Annotated in this window: 16 protein-coding genes; 15 read left to right on the top strand and 1 reads right to left on the bottom strand. The window is 64.9% G+C overall.

The annotated features are described in order from the left end of the window. Positions 1 to 5 precede the first annotated feature (5 nt). The gene (locus tag PSEMO_RS28800) at positions 6 to 401 is read right to left on the bottom strand and encodes a hypothetical protein (RefSeq protein WP_075806269.1); all 396 of its coding nucleotides are present in this window, start codon (positions 399 to 401) and stop codon (positions 6 to 8) included. A 371-nt stretch (positions 402 to 772) separates the two neighbouring features. Here PSEMO_RS28800 and PSEMO_RS28795 point away from each other — a divergent pair, with 371 nt between their 5' ends. From PSEMO_RS28795 to PSEMO_RS28730, 15 genes are all read left to right on the top strand, one after another. Then, on the top strand, positions 773 to 1,456 hold the full coding sequence (locus tag PSEMO_RS28795; RefSeq protein ID WP_075806268.1) for a tellurite resistance TerB family protein: 684 nt from the start codon (positions 773 to 775) through the stop codon (positions 1,454 to 1,456). 138 nt (positions 1,457 to 1,594) lie between these two features. After that, positions 1,595 to 3,217: a methyl-accepting chemotaxis protein gene (locus PSEMO_RS28790; protein WP_075806267.1), complete on the top strand. Its 1,623-nt coding sequence runs from the start codon at positions 1,595 to 1,597 to the stop codon at positions 3,215 to 3,217. 7 nt (positions 3,218 to 3,224) lie between these two features. Beyond that, on the top strand, positions 3,225 to 3,740 hold the full coding sequence (locus tag PSEMO_RS28785; RefSeq protein ID WP_075806266.1) for a chemotaxis protein CheW: 516 nt from the start codon (positions 3,225 to 3,227) through the stop codon (positions 3,738 to 3,740). Next, positions 3,737 to 4,993 carry a CheR family methyltransferase gene (locus PSEMO_RS28780; protein ID WP_075806265.1) on the top strand — a complete coding sequence of 419 codons (1,257 nt, stop codon included), beginning with the start codon at positions 3,737 to 3,739 and terminating at the stop codon, positions 4,991 to 4,993. The genes PSEMO_RS28785 and PSEMO_RS28780 overlap by 4 nt, the downstream gene beginning before the upstream one ends. After that, positions 4,990 to 5,649, top strand: a complete 660-nt coding sequence (locus PSEMO_RS28775; RefSeq protein ID WP_075806264.1) for a chemotaxis protein CheW — start codon at positions 4,990 to 4,992, stop codon at positions 5,647 to 5,649. The genes PSEMO_RS28780 and PSEMO_RS28775 overlap by 4 nt, the downstream gene beginning before the upstream one ends. Beyond that, positions 5,646 to 7,922 (top strand): hybrid sensor histidine kinase/response regulator, encoded by a 2,277-nt coding sequence (locus PSEMO_RS28770; RefSeq protein WP_075806263.1) that lies wholly within the window; start codon positions 5,646 to 5,648, stop codon positions 7,920 to 7,922. The genes PSEMO_RS28775 and PSEMO_RS28770 overlap by 4 nt, the downstream gene beginning before the upstream one ends. After that, entirely contained in the window at positions 7,919 to 8,932 is a 1,014-nt protein-coding gene (locus PSEMO_RS28765; protein ID WP_075806262.1) for a chemotaxis response regulator protein-glutamate methylesterase, read from the top strand. Before PSEMO_RS28770 ends, PSEMO_RS28765 begins: the two co-directional genes overlap by 4 nt. A 52-nt stretch (positions 8,933 to 8,984) precedes the next feature. Next, positions 8,985 to 9,989: a response regulator gene (locus PSEMO_RS28760; protein ID WP_075806261.1), complete on the top strand. Its 1,005-nt coding sequence runs from the start codon at positions 8,985 to 8,987 to the stop codon at positions 9,987 to 9,989. Between the two features lie 220 nt (positions 9,990 to 10,209). After that, positions 10,210 to 11,305, top strand: a protein-coding gene (gene prfB / locus PSEMO_RS32595) for a peptide chain release factor 2 (protein ID WP_144443641.1) whose coding sequence is annotated in 2 segments (ribosomal slippage) — positions 10,210 to 10,281 and positions 10,283 to 11,305 — 1,095 coding nt in all. Because the reading frame shifts where the segments join, the coding sequence is not laid out codon by codon here. A 93-nt stretch (positions 11,306 to 11,398) separates the two neighbouring features. Further along, the gene (gene lysS, locus PSEMO_RS28755) at positions 11,399 to 12,901 is read left to right on the top strand and encodes a lysine--tRNA ligase (RefSeq protein WP_075806260.1); all 1,503 of its coding nucleotides are present in this window, start codon (positions 11,399 to 11,401) and stop codon (positions 12,899 to 12,901) included. A gap of 173 nt (positions 12,902 to 13,074) precedes the next feature. Further along, a complete protein-coding gene (locus PSEMO_RS28750; protein WP_075806259.1) occupies positions 13,075 to 13,791 on the top strand; it encodes a TetR/AcrR family transcriptional regulator in 717 nt (238 codons plus the stop codon). A gap of 28 nt (positions 13,792 to 13,819) precedes the next feature. Then, positions 13,820 to 14,365, top strand: coding sequence for a hypothetical protein (locus PSEMO_RS28745; RefSeq protein ID WP_075806258.1), 546 nt, complete (start codon positions 13,820 to 13,822; stop codon positions 14,363 to 14,365). A 21-nt stretch (positions 14,366 to 14,386) separates the two neighbouring features. After that, a complete protein-coding gene (locus PSEMO_RS28740; protein ID WP_178392071.1) occupies positions 14,387 to 15,670 on the top strand; it encodes a flavohemoglobin expression-modulating QEGLA motif protein in 1,284 nt (427 codons plus the stop codon). Beyond that, positions 15,642 to 16,565: an alpha/beta hydrolase gene (locus PSEMO_RS28735; RefSeq protein ID WP_075806257.1), complete on the top strand. Its 924-nt coding sequence runs from the start codon at positions 15,642 to 15,644 to the stop codon at positions 16,563 to 16,565. The genes PSEMO_RS28740 and PSEMO_RS28735 overlap by 29 nt, the downstream gene beginning before the upstream one ends. Then, a complete protein-coding gene (locus PSEMO_RS28730; protein ID WP_075806256.1) occupies positions 16,562 to 16,888 on the top strand; it encodes a hypothetical protein in 327 nt (108 codons plus the stop codon). Before PSEMO_RS28735 ends, PSEMO_RS28730 begins: the two co-directional genes overlap by 4 nt. The last annotated feature ends 31 nt before the right edge of the window (positions 16,889 to 16,919 follow it).

Raw genomic sequence — 16,919 nt, 5'->3', positions numbered from 1 at the left:
ACTTCTTATTGGTACTTGATGACCACTGCCTTGAGTTTGCGTCCGTCGACATTGCGAATATCGCGGTTCCACAACGGTCCTTCGACATAAGTGGCGACCGGTTGAATCCGGTCATAGACCACCACGGCAGCATCCCCGCCAATACTGGCGGTCTGCTCGCGCAACTTCTGCTCGACGTCGGCAATGGGCGGTGGCGGTTCGATACTGGCGTCGACGATGACCTCGCCAAGGCGCACGTGAGGGCGGTTCGGCTCCGTGCGCAGGACCTGGACCTGGGCGGCGGAAGTCGGTGCGGCGTGGGGGGCGCCGACATATTCGGTGGTGCGGGCGTCGATGCTGGTGCAACCGGCCAGCACCAGGTAGGCCAGTCCGGCGACACAACTCCCGAGGGTTGTCTTCATCTTCGACTCCTTTCAAAGAACACTGTTTCGAGACAGCTGAGACCATAGTTGAGCATCCTGATTAATACAAAAGTGTGCTTGTCAGGATTCGCTATAAGTGCGTTGCCCATTTAAATCGAAATGCTGTAACCAAGCTGCGGTAGTCGTTTTTATGCAGTGGGCAAGTTTTAAAGTGTGAGCAGGTTCATTGTTTTGGTTTTTGCGTGTGTGCAATTGAACGAGCGCGAATATCAAACTTTCGAACGTGAAAAGTTGATCCTTGTCATCATCGGAAATAGATTTTCACCGAGCCCTGCTGAAACCCGCGAGTAGCATGCGTCTCTTATCCAGTAGTGGATTTTTCCTACATCGATCCTCCAAGGAGCGCTGCAATGAATACCCGTGGTTTGCTCGATCAACTGTTCAAGTCCGGTCAGGAACTGCTGCAGAAGCAGGCCGGCAGCGCGTCAGGTACGCAGAAAAGCGGCGGCGGGCTCGGCAGCCTGCTGTCCGGTGCTGGCGGTGGCGCCGCTGCCGCCGGCGCGTTGGGCTTGCTGATGGGCAGCAAGAAAGCCCGCAAGTATGGCGGCAAGGCGCTGACCTACGGCGGCCTGGCAGCGCTTGGCGTGCTGGCCTACAAGGCCTACGGCAACTGGCAGGCGAAACAGGCCTCGGCACCCCAGGGCGAGCCGCAGACCCTCGACCGCCTGCCGCCGGCCCAGGTCGAGCAGCACAGCCAGGCGATCCTCAAGGCCCTGGTCGCTGCCGCCCGCGCCGATGGCCATGTCGATGAGCGCGAGCGCGAGCTGATCGAGGGCGAGTTCGTCCGCCTCTCCGGCAACGACCGCGACCTGCAGCACTGGCTGCACGCCGAACTCAACAAGCCGCTGGACCCTGCCGAGGTCGCCCGTGCCGCCTCCACCCCGGAAATGGCCGCGGAAATGTACCTGGCCAGCGTGATGCTGGTGGACGAGGAACACTTCATGGAGCGCGCCTATCTCGATGAACTGGCAAAGCAGTTGCGCCTCGATCCGGCGCTCAAGGTGGAGCTGGAACGTCAGGTTCGTGCGACCTGAGTCAATAAAATGGGCAAATGGCCATTGGTTGTCGTCTATTTGCCCAATCAACCCTGTAGGATCAGCCCCATAGGTACGTAGGCCCTAGGCTATAATCAGCCCATTTTTCCTGCCGCGTACAACGCTCGAGGGCTGATTGTGAAGAACTGGACACTGCGCCAACGGATCCTGGCAAGTTTCGCCGTGATCATCGCCATCATGTCGTTGATGGTGGTCGCCGCCTATTCGCGGTTGATCGCCATCGAGGACAGCGAGCAGGCGGTGCGTGCCGACAGCATGCCCGGGGTCTACTACAGCTCTATGATCCGCAGCGCCTGGGTCGACAGTTTCATCCTTACCCAGCAACTGGTCGGCATGAGCAACCACCGCGACCTGACCGATGCCGACATGGCCCTGTACAAGAGCTATGACGATCGTCTGCAGCAGCAGATGGCCAACTACCGCAAGACCATGAACGACTCGCAGGACGCCACCAACTTCGCCCAGTTCGAGGGCATGGTCACCGAATACCATCAGTACCTGGCCGCCGTGCTCAACGCCTACGGCAAGAAGGACTATGCCGAAGCCCAGCGCCTGGTCCTGGAAAACCTCGCGCCGAGCTGGGCCGAAGGGCGCAAGTCCATCAACAGCCTGATCGACTGGAACCGTCGCTACGCTGACGAGGCCACCGACAACATCGTCAGCGCGGTGAACACCGCCAAGCTGAGCATGGCGATTTCCCTGTTGCTGGCGGTGATTGCCGCCGGTGTCTGCGGCCTGCTGCTGATGCGGGTCATCACCGAGCCCATGCAACGCATCGTCCGCGCCCTGGAAACCCTGCGCGGCGGCGACCTCAGCGTGCGCATGAACCTGGAGCGCAACGACGAGTTCGGCGCTGTGGAAACCGGTTTCAACGAGATGGTCAGTGAGCTCACCGGGCTGGTCTCCCAGGCCCAGCGTTCCTCGGTGCAGGTGACCACCTCGGTGACCGAGATCGCCGCCACCTCCAAGCAGCAGCAGGCCACCGCTACCGAGACCGCCGCCACCACCACCGAGATTGGCGCCACCTCGCGGGAAATCGCCGCGACCTCCCGCGACCTGGTGCGCACCATGACCGAAGTGACCACCGCCGCCGACCAGGCCTCGGTGCTCGCCGGCTCCGGCCAGCAAGGCCTGGCGCGCATGGAAGAAACCATGCACCAGGTGATGGGTGCGGCCGACCTGGTCAACAACAAGCTGGCGATCCTCAACGAGAAGGCCGGCAACATCAACCAGGTGGTGGTGACCATCGTCAAGGTCGCCGACCAGACCAACCTGTTGTCCCTCAACGCCGCCATCGAGGCCGAAAAGGCCGGCGAGTACGGCCGCGGTTTCGCCGTGGTGGCCACCGAAGTGCGCCGCCTCGCCGACCAGACCGCCGTGGCCACCTACGATATCGAGCAGATGGTCCGCGAGATCCAGTCGGCGGTGTCCGCCGGGGTGATGGGCATGGACAAGTTCTCCGAGGAAGTGCGCCGCGGCATGTTCGAGGTGCAGCAGGTCGGCGAGCAACTGAGCCAGATCATCCATCAGGTCCAGGCCCTGGCGCCGCGGGTGCTGATGGTCAACGACGGCATGCAGGCCCAGGCCACCGGTGCCGAGCAGATCAACCACGCCCTGGCCCAGCTCAGCGATGCCAGCAGCCAGACTGTGGAATCGCTGCGCCAGGCCAGTTTCGCCATCGACGAACTGAGCCAGGTGGCGGTCGGTCTGCGCGGCGGTGTGTCGCGGTTCAAAGTCTGACGTGGCGATGACCGACTCCACGCCTCGCCGCAGCCAGGACGCGGGCTGCCAGGGACGCCTGTTCCTGGTGTTCCGTGTCGGTGGCGAGCGCTTTGCCCTGGATACCCGGGAGATCGCCGAGGTGCTGCCGCGCCTGCCGCTCAAGCCGCTGGCCCGGACCCCCGACTACGTTGCCGGCGTGCTGGCCCATCGCGGCGCGCTGGTACCGGTGATCGATGTCAGCGCCCTGAGCTTCGGCACCCCGGCGCCGCAGCGCACCAGCACGCGCCTGGTGCTGGTGCATTACCGTTTCGATCCGTTGCGTCCTGACCTGCTGCTCGGCCTGATCCTTGAGCAGGCGAGCAATACGCTGCGCTGTGATCCGGCGGAGTTCCGACCCTATGGCGTGGATAACGGCGCCGCGCCGTACCTCGGCCCGGTGCGCGAGGATGCCGAGGGCCTGTTGCAGTGGATCGGCGTGCAGGACCTGCTCAACGACGAGGTGCGTGCCTTGCTGTTCCCGCTTGACGGGGTGCTGGCATGACCATTGAACGGCGGTTCTTCCGCTTCCTGCAGGAGCGTATCGGCCTGGACGTCGCCTCGGTCGGCGAGCAAATGGTCGAGCGCGCCCTGGCCCAGCGCAGTGCGGCGCTGTCGGCCAATGACCTCGACGACTACTGGGTGCGCTTGCAGCAGTCCCATGCCGAACAGCAGGCGCTGATCGAAGCGGTGATCGTTCCCGAGACCTGGTTCTTCCGTTATCCGGAATCCTTCACCGCCCTGGTGGACCTGGCCCGCAAGCGCCAGGCCGAACTGGGCGGCACGCGGCCGCTGCGGATCCTCAGCCTGCCCTGTTCCACCGGCGAGGAGCCCTATTCCATCGCCATGGCCTTGCTCGATGCCGGGCTGTTGCCCCAGGCGTTCAAGGTCGATGCCATGGATATCAGCCCCAATTCCATCGGCCGCGCCCAGCGCGCGCTGTACGGGCGCAATTCGTTCCGTGGTCCGGAGCAGGCGTTTCGCGAGCGGCATTTCAGCGAAAGCGAGGAGGGCCAGTTGCTCGACGGGCGGGTGCAGCGCCAGGTGCAGTTCGAGGTGGGCAATGTGCTCGATCCGGCCCTGTCGAGCCGCCAGGGCAGCTACGACTTCGTGTTCTGCCGCAACCTGCTGATCTATTTCGACCTGGCGACCCAGCAACGGGTGTTCGAGGTCCTGAAGAACCTGACCCATGCCGATGGCGTGCTGTTCATCGGCCCGGCCGAGGGCAGCCTGCTGGCGCGCATGGGCATGCGGCCATTGGGCATCCCGCAGTCGTTCGCCTATGTGCGCCAGGCGCCGGAAGCGAAACCGGCGCTGCCCAAGGCTGTGGTCGTGGCTGCGCCGCTGGCCCCGGTCGTGCGCCCGCCGGCTCCTGCGGCGCCGACGCGGCGCAGCATCGCGCCGCCGCTGCCGCGTATCCCGCAGCACGGCCACAACGAGCAGGCCGGCGAGTTGCTGGCGCAGATCGCCGTGCTGGCCAACGGCGGTCACAGCGAGCAAGCCCGCGCCGCCTGCCAGCGTTACCTCCAGCAATTCGAGCCGTCGGCCCAGGTGTTCTACTGGCTGGGCTTGCTCAGCGATACCGCCGGTGACAGCGCCGACGCCATCAGCCAGTACCGCAAGGCGCTCTATCTGGAACCGCAACATCCCGAGGCCCTGGTTCACCTGGCGGTGCTGCTGGCCTCCCAGGGCGACACGGCCGGCGCCCGGCGCCTGCAGGAGCGGGCTGCGCGACGCGAGCGGGAGGCTGACCGATGATCGATGAAATCAATGTGCTGACCGGCGATGTCGAGCGTATCGACGATTGCTGGAACCGCATCGGCGTGCACGGTGACAAGAGCTGCCCGTTGCTCGAAGAGCACGTGCATTGCCGCAACTGCGCGGTCTATGCCGCAGCGGCCACGCGCCTGCTGGATCGCTATGCCCTGGCCCAGGACGCCCATGTCCGCGAGGCCGTCGAGGAGCAGGTGGTGCAGGGGCCGTCGTTGCTGCTGTTCCGCCTTGGCGAGGAATGGCTGGCCCTGGCCACCCGCTGCCTGGCCGAAGTGGCGCCGGTGCAGCCGGGGCATTCGCTGCCGCACCAGCGCTCCCGGATGCTGCAGGGCGTGGCTAATGTGCGTGGCGCGCTGGTGCCGTGCCTGTCCTTGAGCGACCTGCTCGGCCTTGAGTTGACCGAGGCGCCAGCCAGTTCGGCCCGGGTCATGCCACGCATGCTGATCCTCGCCGCCAAGGGCGGTGCGGTGGTGCTGCCGGTGGACGAGGTGGACGGCATCCACGCCCTCGACCTGCGCCTGCAGGGCGAGGCTGGCAATGAAAACCGCTTCACCCGCCAGGTCCTGCAATGGCGCGGGCGAAGCGTGCGAATTCTGGACGAAGACCAGGTGTTGTCCGCTGTCGAACGGAGCCTTTCATGACCCCAGAGCAAATGCGCGACGCCTCGTTGCTGGAGCTGTTCAGCCTCGAAGCCGAAGCCCAGACCCAGGTGCTCAGCGCCGGGTTGCTGGCGCTGGAGCGCAATCCGACCCAGGCCGACCAGCTCGAGGCCTGCATGCGCGCCGCGCACTCGCTCAAGGGCGCGGCACGGATCGTCGGCATCGATGCCGGGGTCAGCGTTGCCCATGTCATGGAAGACTGCCTGGTGGAAGCCCAGGAAGGACGCCTGCGTTTGCGTCCGGAACATATCGATGCGCTGCTGCAGGGCACCGACCTGTTGATGCGCATCGCCACGCCGGGGGACGCTTCGGTGGACGCGGCGGTGCAGGCGTACCTGGTGCAGGTGGCCAATCTGTTGCAGCCGGGTGCTGCGCCGGCTCCCGCGCCCGTCGTGCCGCCTGTGGTCGAGCCCGCGCCCGTCGCAGCCGCGCCGCTTGTCCTTGAGGAGACGGAAGCCGAACCCGAGCCGGAACCGCGCCCCGCCCGCAAGAACAAGACGACCGAGGGCGGCGAGCGCGTCCTGCGGGTCACCGCCGAGCGCCTCAACAGCCTCCTCGACCTGTCCAGCAAGGCCCTGGTGGAAACCCAGCGCTTCAAGCCGTTCCTCGCCACCCTGCAACGCCTCAAGCGCGTGCAGGGCCAGGGCCTGCGTGCCCTCGACGGGCTCAAGGCGCAGCTCGACGCCGGCGAGCAGGGCGATGACGTCCGCGAGGCCCTGGCCCTGACCCAGCAACTGCTCGGTGAAGCGCAGCAGATGCTCCAGCAGCAGGTGGTCGATCTCGACGAACTGGGCTGGCAGGCCGGGCAGCGCGCGCAGAACCTCTATGACATGGCCCTGGCCTGTCGCATGCGTCCGTTCGCCGATGTGCTGACCGGGCAGAGCCGCATGGTCCGTGACCTGGGCCGTTCCCTCGGCAAGCAGGTGCGCCTGGAGATCGAGGGCGAGAAGACCCAGGTTGACCGCGATGTGCTGGAAAAACTCGAAGCGCCGCTGACCCATTTGTTGCGCAATGCCGTCGACCACGGCATCGAGATGCCCGAACAGCGCCTGGCGGCGGGCAAGCCGATGGAGGGCACCATTCGCCTGCGGGCGTCCCACCAGGCCGGCTTGCTGATCCTGGAATTGAGTGATGACGGCGGCGGTGTGGACCTGGAGCGCCTGCGCCGGAGCATCGTCGAACGTCATCTGTCGCCGGCCGAGACCGTGGCGCAGATGAGTGAGGCGGAACTGCTGACCTTCCTGTTCCTGCCGGGCTTCAGCTTGCGCGACAAGGTCACCGAGGTGTCCGGGCGTGGTGTTGGCCTGGATGCAGTGCAGCATATGGTTCGCCAGTTGCGTGGCCAGGTCGAGATGACCCAGAGCGATGGCAGCGGCAGCCGTTTCCATCTGGAAGTGCCGCTGACCCTCTCGGTGGTGCGCAGCCTGGTGGTGGAAGTCAGCGGCGAAGCCTATGCATTCCCCCTGGCCCATATCGAACGCACCCTGGAGCTGCCGGCCGAGGCCATCGTGCAGATCGAGGGGCGCCAGCAGTTCTGGCATGAGGGCCGGCATATCGGCCTGGTCTCGGCCAGCCAGTTGCTCAACCGGCCGGTCAGCCAGAACGGCGAGCAGAGCATCAAGGTGGTGGTGATCCGCGAGCGCGAAACGCTCTACGGCGTGGCCATCGACCGCCTGATCGGCGAGCGGGTGCTGGTGGTGATGCCGCTGGACCCGCGCCTGGGCAAGATCCAGGACATTTCCGCCGGGGCCCTGCTGGACGACGGCTCGGTGGTGCTGTTCGTCGATGTCGAGGACCTGCTGCGCTCCGTGGAAAAACTCCTCAGCACCGGCCGCCTGGAGCGTATCGAACGCCGCGGCGCGGCCCGCGAAGTGGCGCGCAAGCGCGTGCTGGTGGTGGACGACTCGCTGACCGTGCGCGAGCTGCAGCGCAAGCTGCTGAGCAACCGCGGCTACGAAGTGGCCGTGGCAGTGGACGGTATGGACGGCTGGAACGCCTTGCGCAGCGAGGATTTCGACCTGCTGATCACCGATATCGACATGCCGCGCATGGACGGTATCGAACTGGTGACCCTGGTGCGCCGCGACAGCCGCCTGCAATCCCTGCCGGTGATGGTGGTGTCGTACAAGGACCGGGAAGAAGACCGACGGCGAGGGCTCGACGCCGGCGCTGACTATTATCTGGCCAAGGCGAGTTTCCATGACGACGCCTTGCTGGATGCCGTAGTCGAGCTGATCGGGGGAGCCCAGGGATGAAGATCGCCATCGTCAACGATATGCCGCTAGCCGTGGAAGCCTTGCGCCGGGCGCTGGCCTTCGAGCCGGCCCACGAGGTCATCTGGGTCGCCAGCAATGGCCTGGAGGCGGTGCAGCGCTGCGCCGAGCACATCCCGGACCTGCTGCTGATGGACCTGATCATGCCGCAGATGGACGGCGTGGAAGCGACCCGGCGGATCATGGCCGAGTCGCCGTGCGCCATCGTCATCGTCACCGTCGATCGCCGGCAGAACGTGCACCGGGTGTTCGAGGCCATGGGCCATGGCGCCCTCGATGTGGTCGATACCCCGGTGCTGGGTGGTGGCGATCCGAAGGAAGCCGCCGCGCCGTTGTTGCGCAAGATCCTCAATATTTCCTGGCTGATCGGCCAGCAGCGCCCCAGCAGCGTGCGCACGCTGTCGACGCCGTTGCGCCAGGCGGCACAGCGCCAGGGCCTGGTCGCCATTGGTTCGTCCGCAGGCGGGCCGGCGGCGCTGGAAGTGCTGCTCAAGGGGCTGCCCAAGGCGTTTCCGGCATCGATCGTGCTGGTCCAGCACGTCGACCAGGTATTCGCCGCCGGCATGGCCGAATGGCTCAGCAGTACTTCAGGACAGAACGTGCGCCTGGCCCGCGAGGGTGAGCCGCCACAACCCGGCCAGGTACTGCTGGCCGGGACCAATCACCACATCCGCCTGCTCAAGGATTGCACCCTGGCGTATACGGCGGAGCCGGTGAACGAAATCTACCGCCCCTCGATCGACGTGTTTTTCGAAAGTGTGGCGCGGTTCTGGCGTGGCGATGCGGTGGGCGTGCTGCTCACCGGTATGGGCCGCGATGGCGCGCAGGGGCTCAAGCTCATGCGCGAGCAGGGTTTCCTGACCATCGCCCAGGACCAGCAGAGCAGTGCGGTGTACGGCATGCCCAAGGCGGCCGTCGCCATAGACGCGGCCGTGGAAGTGCGTGCGCTGGAGCGGATAGCCCCACGACTAATGGAAATTTTTCCGAAATGACGATATGTATTCAGTCACGCCGGCGGCGCCGGCAGTGCCCAGGTGACAGCGCATGAATGATCTACCGATCGACGGCTTTTCAACCTCTGACGAGAACTCGGCGATGGTCCTGCTGGTCGACGACCAGGCGATGATCGGCGAAGCCGTGCGCCGGGGCCTGGCCCACGAAGACAACATCGACTTCCACTTCTGTGCCGACCCGCACGAGGCGGTGGCCCAGGCCATGCGCATCAAGCCGACGGTGATCCTCCAGGACCTGATCATGCCGGGCCTCGACGGCCTGACCCTGGTTCGCGAATACCGCGCCAACCCGGCGACCCAGGACATCCCGATCATCGTCCTGTCGACCAAGGAAGACCCGCTGGTCAAGAGCGCGGCCTTTGCCGCCGGGGCCAACGACTATCTGGTCAAGCTGCCTGACAACATCGAGCTGGTGGCGCGCATCCGCTATCACTCGCGCTCCTACCTGACCCTGTTGCAGCGTGACGAGGCTTATCGAGCGCTGCGGGTCAGCCAGCAGCAGTTGCTCGACACCAACCTGGTGCTGCAACGCCTGATGAACTCCGACGGCCTGACCGGGCTGTCCAACCGTCGGCACTTCGACGAATACCTGGAGCTGGAGTGGCGCCGGGCGATGCGCGAGCAGTCGCAGTTGTCGCTGCTGATGGTGGACGTGGACTACTTCAAGTCGTTCAACGACACCTTCGGCCACCTGGCCGGGGATGAGGCGCTGCGCCAGGTGGCCGAGGCGATCCGCTCGTGCTGCGCGCGGCCGAGCGACCTGCCGGCGCGTTATGGCGGCGAGGAATTCGCCCTGGTGCTGCCCAACACCTCGCCGGGCGGGGCGCGGTTGCTGGCCGAGAAGCTGCGCCAGACCGTGGCAGCGGCGCGCATTGCCCATACCATGCCGGGCCCGGACTCGGTGCTCAGCGTCAGTATCGGCCTGGCCACCCAGACCCCGGCGATCGGTACCCATTGCCGGCAACTGATCTCGGCGGCGGACAATGCCCTCTATCAAGCCAAGAATGCCGGCCGCAACCGCGTCGCCATGGCCTGAGGGCCTCATCGTTGGCAAGCCAGCTCCCACAGGGATCGCGTGCACCGCCTAACGTGTGGGAGCTGGCTTGCCAGCGATAGGGCCGGCAGAAACACAGCCATTTTCAGATCTTCCCCTGTAAATCAGCCTGCCGCCCGTAGCTTCCAGCTTGTCCCCCGCCACCCCCCCTGCGCTATACTCTCCGGCTTTTCACCGAATTACGCACGAGAGCAGCCCGCCCATGGAAATCAACCCGATCCTGAATACCATCAAGGACCTCACCGAGCGTTCCGAGTCCATTCGGGGGTATCTTTGACTACGATCACAAGCATGATCGTCTGACCGAAGTAAACCGCGAACTCGAAGACCCGAACGTCTGGAACAAACCCGAGTACGCCCAGGCCCTGGGCCGCGAGCGCGCCATGCTGGCGCAGGTCGTCGAGACCCTGGACAAGCTGTCCGGCGGTCTGGCCGACTGCAAGGACCTGCTCGACATGGCTGTCGAGGAAGACGACGAGGGCGCCGTCGATGATGTCGTCGCCGAGTTGCAGAACCTCGAGGAACACCTGGCCAAGCTCGAATTCCGCCGCATGTTCAGCGGCGAGATGGACCCGAACAACGCCTACCTGGACATCCAGGCCGGTTCCGGCGGTACCGAAGCGCAGGACTGGGCCAACATCCTGCTGCGCATGTACCTGCGCTGGGCCGACAAGCGCGGCTTCGACGCGACCATCATCGAACTGTCCGAAGGCGAAGTCGCCGGCATCAAGGGCGCCACCGTGCACATCAAGGGCGAGTACGCCTTCGGCTGGCTGCGCACCGAGATCGGCGTGCACCGCCTGGTGCGCAAGAGCCCGTTCGACTCCGGCGCCCGCCGCCACACTTCGTTCTCCGCGGTGTTCGTATCGCCGGAGATCGACGACAAGGTCGAGATCGAGATCAACCCGTCCGACCTGCGCATCGACACCTACCGCTCCTCCGGTGCCGGTGGCCAGCACGTCAACACCACCGACTCGGCGGTGCGAATCACCCACGTGCCGACCAACACCGTGGTGGCCTGCCAGAACGAACGTTCCCAGCACGCCAACAAGGACACCGCCATGAAAATGCTGCGGGCCAAGTTGTACGAGCTGGAAATGCAGAAGCGCAATGCCGCCTCCCAGGCCCTGGAAGACAGCAAGTCGGACATCGGCTGGGGTCACCAGATCCGTTCCTACGTGCTGGACGACTCGCGGATCAAGGACCTGCGCACCGGCGTCGAGCGCAGCGACTGCCAGAAAGTCCTGGACGGCGACCTCGACCAGTACCTGGAAGCGAGCCTCAAGCAGGGGCTGTAAGCCGCACACCACTGCCGCGAGACCCGGCCCGGCGCCGGGCTCGCGTGCCCTGCCCGGAACGGGCAACGAATACCTGATGGAAAGAATGACGACATGAGCGACCTCAAGACCGAAGCGCAAGACCTGCAACAGGAAGAAAACGCCCTGATCGCCCTGCGCAAGGAAAAACTTGCCGCAGAACGCGCCAAGGGCCAGGCCTTCCCCAACGACTTCCGCCGTGACAGCTACTGCAACGACCTGCAGAAGCAGTATGTCGACAAGACCAAGGAAGAGCTGGAAGCAGCCGCGATCCCGGTCAAGGTTGCCGGTCGCATCATGCTCAACCGTGGCTCGTTCATGGTGATCCAGGACATGACCGGGCGCATCCAGGTCTACGTCAACCGCAAAACCCTGCCGGAAGAAACCCTGGCCGCGGTGAAAACCTGGGACCTCGGTGACATCATCGCCGCCGAAGGCACCCTGGCCCGTTCCGGCAAGGGCGACCTGTACGTCGAGATGACCAACGTGCGCCTGCTGACCAAGTCGCTGCGCCCGCTGCCGGACAAGCACCACGGCCTGACCGATACCGAGCAGCGCTACCGCCAGCGCTACGTCGACCTGATCGTCAACGAAGACACCCGCGAGACCTTCCGCGTGCGTTCCCTGGTGATCTCGCACATCCGCAGCTTCCTGGCCAAGCGCGACTTCCTCGAAGTCGAAACCCCGATGCTGCAGACCATTCCTGGCGGCGCCGCGGCCAAGCCGTTCGAAACCCACCACAACGCCCTGGACATGCCGATGTTCCTGCGTATCGCGCCGGAGCTGTACCTCAAGCGCCTGGTGGTCGGTGGCTTCGAGAAGGTCTTCGAGATCAACCGCAACTTCCGCAACGAAGGCGTCTCGACCCGCCACAACCCTGAATTCACCATGCTGGAGTTCTACCAGGCCTACGCCGACTACACCGACAACATGGACCTCACCGAGGAACTGTTCCGCGAACTGGCCCAGTTGGTCCTCGGCAGCACCGACGTGCCGTACGGCGACAAGGTGTTCCACTTCGGCGAGCCGTTCGTGCGCCTGTCGGTGTTCGACTCGATCCTCAAGTACAACCCTGAGCTGACCGAGGCTGACCTGCTGGACGTCGACAAGGCCCGTGACATCGCCAAAAAGGCCGGTGCCAAGGTTCTTGGTCACGAAGGCCTGGGCAAGCTGCAGGTGATGATTTTCGAGGAGCTGGTGGAGAGCAAGCTGGAGCAGCCGCACTTCATCACCGAGTACCCGTTCGAAGTCTCGCCGCTGGCCCGTCGCAACGATGCCAACCCGAATGTCACCGACCGCTTCGAGCTGTTCATCGGTGGCCGCGAGATCGCCAACGCCTACTCCGAGCTCAACGACGCCGAAGACCAGGCCGAGCGCTTCCTCGCCCAGGTGGCCGAGAAGGACGCCGGTGACGACGAGGCCATGCACTTCGACGCCGACTTCGTCCGCGCCCTGGAATACGGCATGCCGCCGACGGCCGGTGAAGGCATCGGTATCGACCGCCTGGTCATGCTGCTGACCAACTCGCCGTCGATCCGTGATGTGATCCTGTTCCCGCACATGCGTCCACAGGCCTGATCTTCACCAGGCTTGAGGCCCCCATCGCTGGCAAGCCAGCTCCCACAAGGACCGGTGCACACCGTACCTGTGGGAGCTGGCTTGCCAGCGATGAGGCCCTGAAGGACACAATGAATCAGCCGCCCCTGGCGGCTTTTTCATGCCCGAAAATCCCGATTTCGAGGTAACCGCCCGTGACTCCCCCCCAGCCCCAGCAAGGCGCCGCCGGCGTTGCCTCCGCCGTCGCCGAAAGCGTCCAGTACCAGGGCCGCAAGGCCAGCCGCCAGGGCAGCGAACAGCGCCGTCAGCAGATCCTCGACGCGGCCATGCGCATCGTCGTGCGTGACGGCGTGCGCGGCGTGCGCCACCGCGCCGTGGCCGCCGAGGCCGGCGTGCCGCTGTCGGCCACCACTTACTACTTCGACGATATCCAGGATCTGCTCAGCGACACCTTCGCCCAGTACGTCGAGCGCAGCGCCGCCTACATGGCCAAGCTGTGGGAGAGCACCGAGGTGGTCCTGCGCCAGTTGCTGGCCCAGGGCGACGGCAGCCCGGCGTCCCGCGCACGGCTGGCCGACGAGGTGGCGAAGATGACCTGCGAGTACGTCCAGCGCCAGTTGCACAACCGCCGCGACTTCCTCATGGCCGAACAGGCCTTCCGCCAGGAGGCCCTGTTGTCCCCGCGTCTGGCCGAGCTGGTGAAGTCCCACGAGCAGATTCTCCTGCGCGGCGCCTGCCAGTTGTTGCAGGTGGTGGGCTCGCGCCAACCGCAGCAGGACGCCATTGTATTGACGGCAATCATCGAGCAGATGGAGTATCAGGGCCTGCTCGACGCCGCAAAACCGCAGGCTGAAGGGCAGATGCTCGCTATTCTTGTCCGTTACCTGCACCTGGTGCTGGCGGCGGAGTGAGTCGCAAGCGCCTCTCAAGGAGATTTCGATGAAAGCCTGGCGTGTGCTGCTGGCCCTGTCTTTCCTGCTGTTGAACGGCTGCCTGGTGACCTTCAACGAGCCGATTCCGGCCAACCAGGCGGCGCCCAAGGCCCTGCTCGGCAACTGGTCGAGCAAGGACGCCTGGGGCGAGCCGCTGACCCTGCAGATCAGCCGTTCCGGCGGCAACGCCTACAAGGCCGTGGCTACCGCCAAGGGCAAGCCGCGCCAGGAATATGCGTTCACCGTGTCGCGGCACGGCAACCGCTGGTACCTGTCGGCGGGAGTGCCGAAGAAGCTGGGCGGCAATTTCCTGATCGGCGGCTTCGAAGTGATCGATAGCAAGGAACTGGTGGTCTACAACCTCGACGTCGAGCAGATCACCCAGGCCCTGGACAAGAAGGAACTCAGCGGCCGCACCGTCGAGGTGCCCGAGGAAAATGGCGAAGGGGTGTTGATCGACAGCCCGGCCGAGCGTGTCCTGGCCTACCTGGACGATCCGGCCAACTCCGACCTGTTCGTCGAAGTGGCGCGGTTCCAGCGGGCCGGCAAGTAAGCACAAGAGGAAGAGCGAGGCATGAGCGTGGACGAGTACCAGCAGACGATTCGCACCCTTTCCGACCGCATCGTCCAGGCGCAGACGCCGATCCGCGTACTGGACGCCGTGAAGTGGGACGACAGCATCCGCCAGGGCTTTCTCAAGGCCAAGGGCAAGGAGCCGCCGGCGATCAGCCGCGAGTATTACCTGAACCGGCCGCTGTCCTTCGATTCCGGCGCGCTGAAACTGGAATTCCAGAACATCGAGCGCGATATCACCCGCCAACTGGGGCAGTTCAACCCGGTCGGGCAGATCATGCGGCGCATGTGCAAGGAATACCGCATGGTGGTGCGCATGCTCGAAGCGCGTGGCACCGATGATTTCGGGCTGATCTCGCAGGAGCTCTACGGCGCGGCTTCCGACGCCTTCCATGCCGGTGATCCGACGCTCTCGGACCTCGGTCTGATGCTCTCGGACTACCTGAACAATATCGACGGCCGTGGCGACCTCAAGGACGAGCCCAAGAGCCTGACCGCCAAGGAGGCCGTGGAGATTCTCCAAGGGCGCCTGAACAAGGTGTTCGGCGAGGCCGAGGGCACCATCCGGGTGTTCGAGTCCGACGGTATCGTCGCCGATGCCGCGGCGGGCGCCGACTACATCAAGATCCGCGCCGATGCCATGTTCAACAGCCGCGATGTGCGGGCCCTGGAGGTCCATGAAGGGCTGGTACACGTCGGCACCACCCTCAACGGTCTCAACCAGCCGATCTGCACCTTCCTGGCCAAGGGTCCGCCCTCGTCGACGGTGACCCAGGAAGGCCTGGCGATCCTCATGGAGGTGATCGCCTTCGCTTCCTACCCGAGCCGCCTGCGCAAGCTGACCAACCGCACCCGCGCCATCCATATGGTCGAGGAGGGCGCCGACTTCCTGCAGATCTACCAGTTCTTCCGCGACCAGGGCTTCGAGATGGCGGAAAGCTACGGCAATGCCAGCCGGGTATTCCGTGGCTCGGTGCCGAACGGGCTGCCATTCACCAAAGACTTGTCCTACCTCAAGGGCTTCATCATGGTTTACAACTACATTCAGTTGGCCGTGAGAAAGGGCAAGCTGGAGCAGATACCCTTGCTGTTCTGCGGCAAGACCACCCTGGAAGACATGCGCACCCTGCGCCAGCTGGTCGACGAAGGGCTGGTGGAGCCGCCCAAGTACCTGCCGGAGCAGTTCCGCGACCTCAATGCCCTGTCGGCGTGGATGTGCTTCTCCAACTTCCTCAATCACCTGAGCCTGGACCGGATTGAAGCCGACTACTCGAACATTCTCTGAGCGCTGGCGCGGGATACTACTCCCGTGCCTGTTGCTGCTGGGGTTGTCCGGGTGCAGTTCGTTGCTGTTCTATCCCGAGCCCGGGCAGCCGTTCACCCCTGAGAAGGCGAAGATCGCCTGGCGCGACGTGACCCTGACCGCCGCTGACGGCACGCGCCTGCATGGCTGGTGGCTGCCGGCCAAGGAAGGCGTGGAGGTCAAGGGCACGGTGCTGCACCTGCACGGCAACGGCGGCAACCTGGCCTGGCACCTGGGCGCCAGTTACTGGCTGCCGGAGCAGGGCTACCAGGTGCTGATGATCGATTACCGCGGGTACGGGCTGTCAGCGGGCAAGCCGACGTTGCCGGAGGTCTACCAGGACATCGGCGCAGCGTTCGACTGGCTGGACAAGGCGCCCGAGGTGCAGGGCAAGCCGCAGGTATTGCTGGGGCAGAGCCTTGGCGGGGCCATGGCGATCCACTACCTGGCGCAGCACCCTGAGCAGGCTTCGCGCTTCAAGGCGCTGGTGTTCGACGGGGTGCCGGCCAGTTATCGTGACGTCGGGCGCTATGCCCTGAGCACCTCGTGGCTGACCTGGCCGTTGCAGGTGCCGCTGTCGTGGCTGGTGCCGGATGGCGACAGCGCGATCCGCTCCGTTGCCCAACTGAAGAGCCCGCCCAAGCTGTTCTTCCACAGCATCGACGATGCCCTGGTGCCCATGGACAACGGCATCCGCGTGTACCAGGCCGCGCCGCCGCCGCGGGTGCTGCAACTGGTGCGGGGCGGGCATGTGCAGACCTTTGGCGACAAGACCTGGCGCCAGGTCATGCTGCGCTTCCTCGATGACCCCGAACATTTCAACGGCCTGCGGCGTCTGGCCGAAGTCCCCAATTACCCTGACGAGAAGTCGCAATGAGTGAAGAACGCAACGCCATCCCCCTGATCATCACCGGAGTCTGCAGCATCGTCGGCACGGTCTGCGCCCTGTGGTACTACGGCTACCTGCATTTCGCCAAACCGGAGGATGCGCTGCTGCTGTCGGAATTCACCATGCTCAAGACGGTGCCGGGCGAGGACTACAAGCTCTCGATCAACCCGGCACCGCAGATGGCCCAGTGCATCGACGGCGTGCTGGTGCTGTTCGACATGCAGCAGAAGGGCCTGACCGGCGTGCTGGTGGACAGCAAGAAGCAGGCGGTGCGCTGCATGGGGCAGGAGACGCCGCAGGCGGCCCAATGATCGAAGTCTTGCCACGATCCCTGTAGGAGCT

Origin of the sequence: Pseudomonas putida (assembly GCF_001941965.1) — a bacterium.
In the GTDB taxonomy this organism is placed as follows: domain Bacteria; phylum Pseudomonadota; class Gammaproteobacteria; order Pseudomonadales; family Pseudomonadaceae; genus Aquipseudomonas; species Aquipseudomonas putida_L.
The sequence above is the reverse complement of the archived record's forward strand: the minus strand, read 5'-3'. Positions and strand labels throughout refer to the sequence as shown.

What these genes read in the sequence shown, in the direction of transcription:
- PSEMO_RS28775 (WP_075806264.1), top strand. Translation starts at nt 4,990, where the DNA reads ATGATCGATGAAATCAATGTGCTGACCGGCGATGTCGAGCGTATCGAC.
- lysS (WP_075806260.1), top strand. Translation starts at nt 11,399, where the DNA reads ATGAGCGACCTCAAGACCGAAGCGCAAGACCTGCAACAGGAAGAAAAC.
- PSEMO_RS28800 (WP_075806269.1), bottom strand. Translation starts at nt 401, where the DNA reads ATGAAGACAACCCTCGGGAGTTGTGTCGCCGGACTGGCCTACCTGGTG.
- PSEMO_RS28785 (WP_075806266.1), top strand. Translation starts at nt 3,225, where the DNA reads ATGACCGACTCCACGCCTCGCCGCAGCCAGGACGCGGGCTGCCAGGGA.
- PSEMO_RS28760 (WP_075806261.1), top strand. Translation starts at nt 8,985, where the DNA reads ATGAATGATCTACCGATCGACGGCTTTTCAACCTCTGACGAGAACTCG.
- PSEMO_RS28795 (WP_075806268.1), top strand. Translation starts at nt 773, where the DNA reads ATGAATACCCGTGGTTTGCTCGATCAACTGTTCAAGTCCGGTCAGGAA.
- PSEMO_RS28740 (WP_178392071.1), top strand. Translation starts at nt 14,387, where the DNA reads ATGAGCGTGGACGAGTACCAGCAGACGATTCGCACCCTTTCCGACCGC.
- PSEMO_RS28770 (WP_075806263.1), top strand. Translation starts at nt 5,646, where the DNA reads ATGACCCCAGAGCAAATGCGCGACGCCTCGTTGCTGGAGCTGTTCAGC.
- PSEMO_RS28780 (WP_075806265.1), top strand. Translation starts at nt 3,737, where the DNA reads ATGACCATTGAACGGCGGTTCTTCCGCTTCCTGCAGGAGCGTATCGGC.
- PSEMO_RS28765 (WP_075806262.1), top strand. Translation starts at nt 7,919, where the DNA reads ATGAAGATCGCCATCGTCAACGATATGCCGCTAGCCGTGGAAGCCTTG.
- PSEMO_RS28730 (WP_075806256.1), top strand. Translation starts at nt 16,562, where the DNA reads ATGAGTGAAGAACGCAACGCCATCCCCCTGATCATCACCGGAGTCTGC.
- PSEMO_RS28745 (WP_075806258.1), top strand. Translation starts at nt 13,820, where the DNA reads ATGAAAGCCTGGCGTGTGCTGCTGGCCCTGTCTTTCCTGCTGTTGAAC.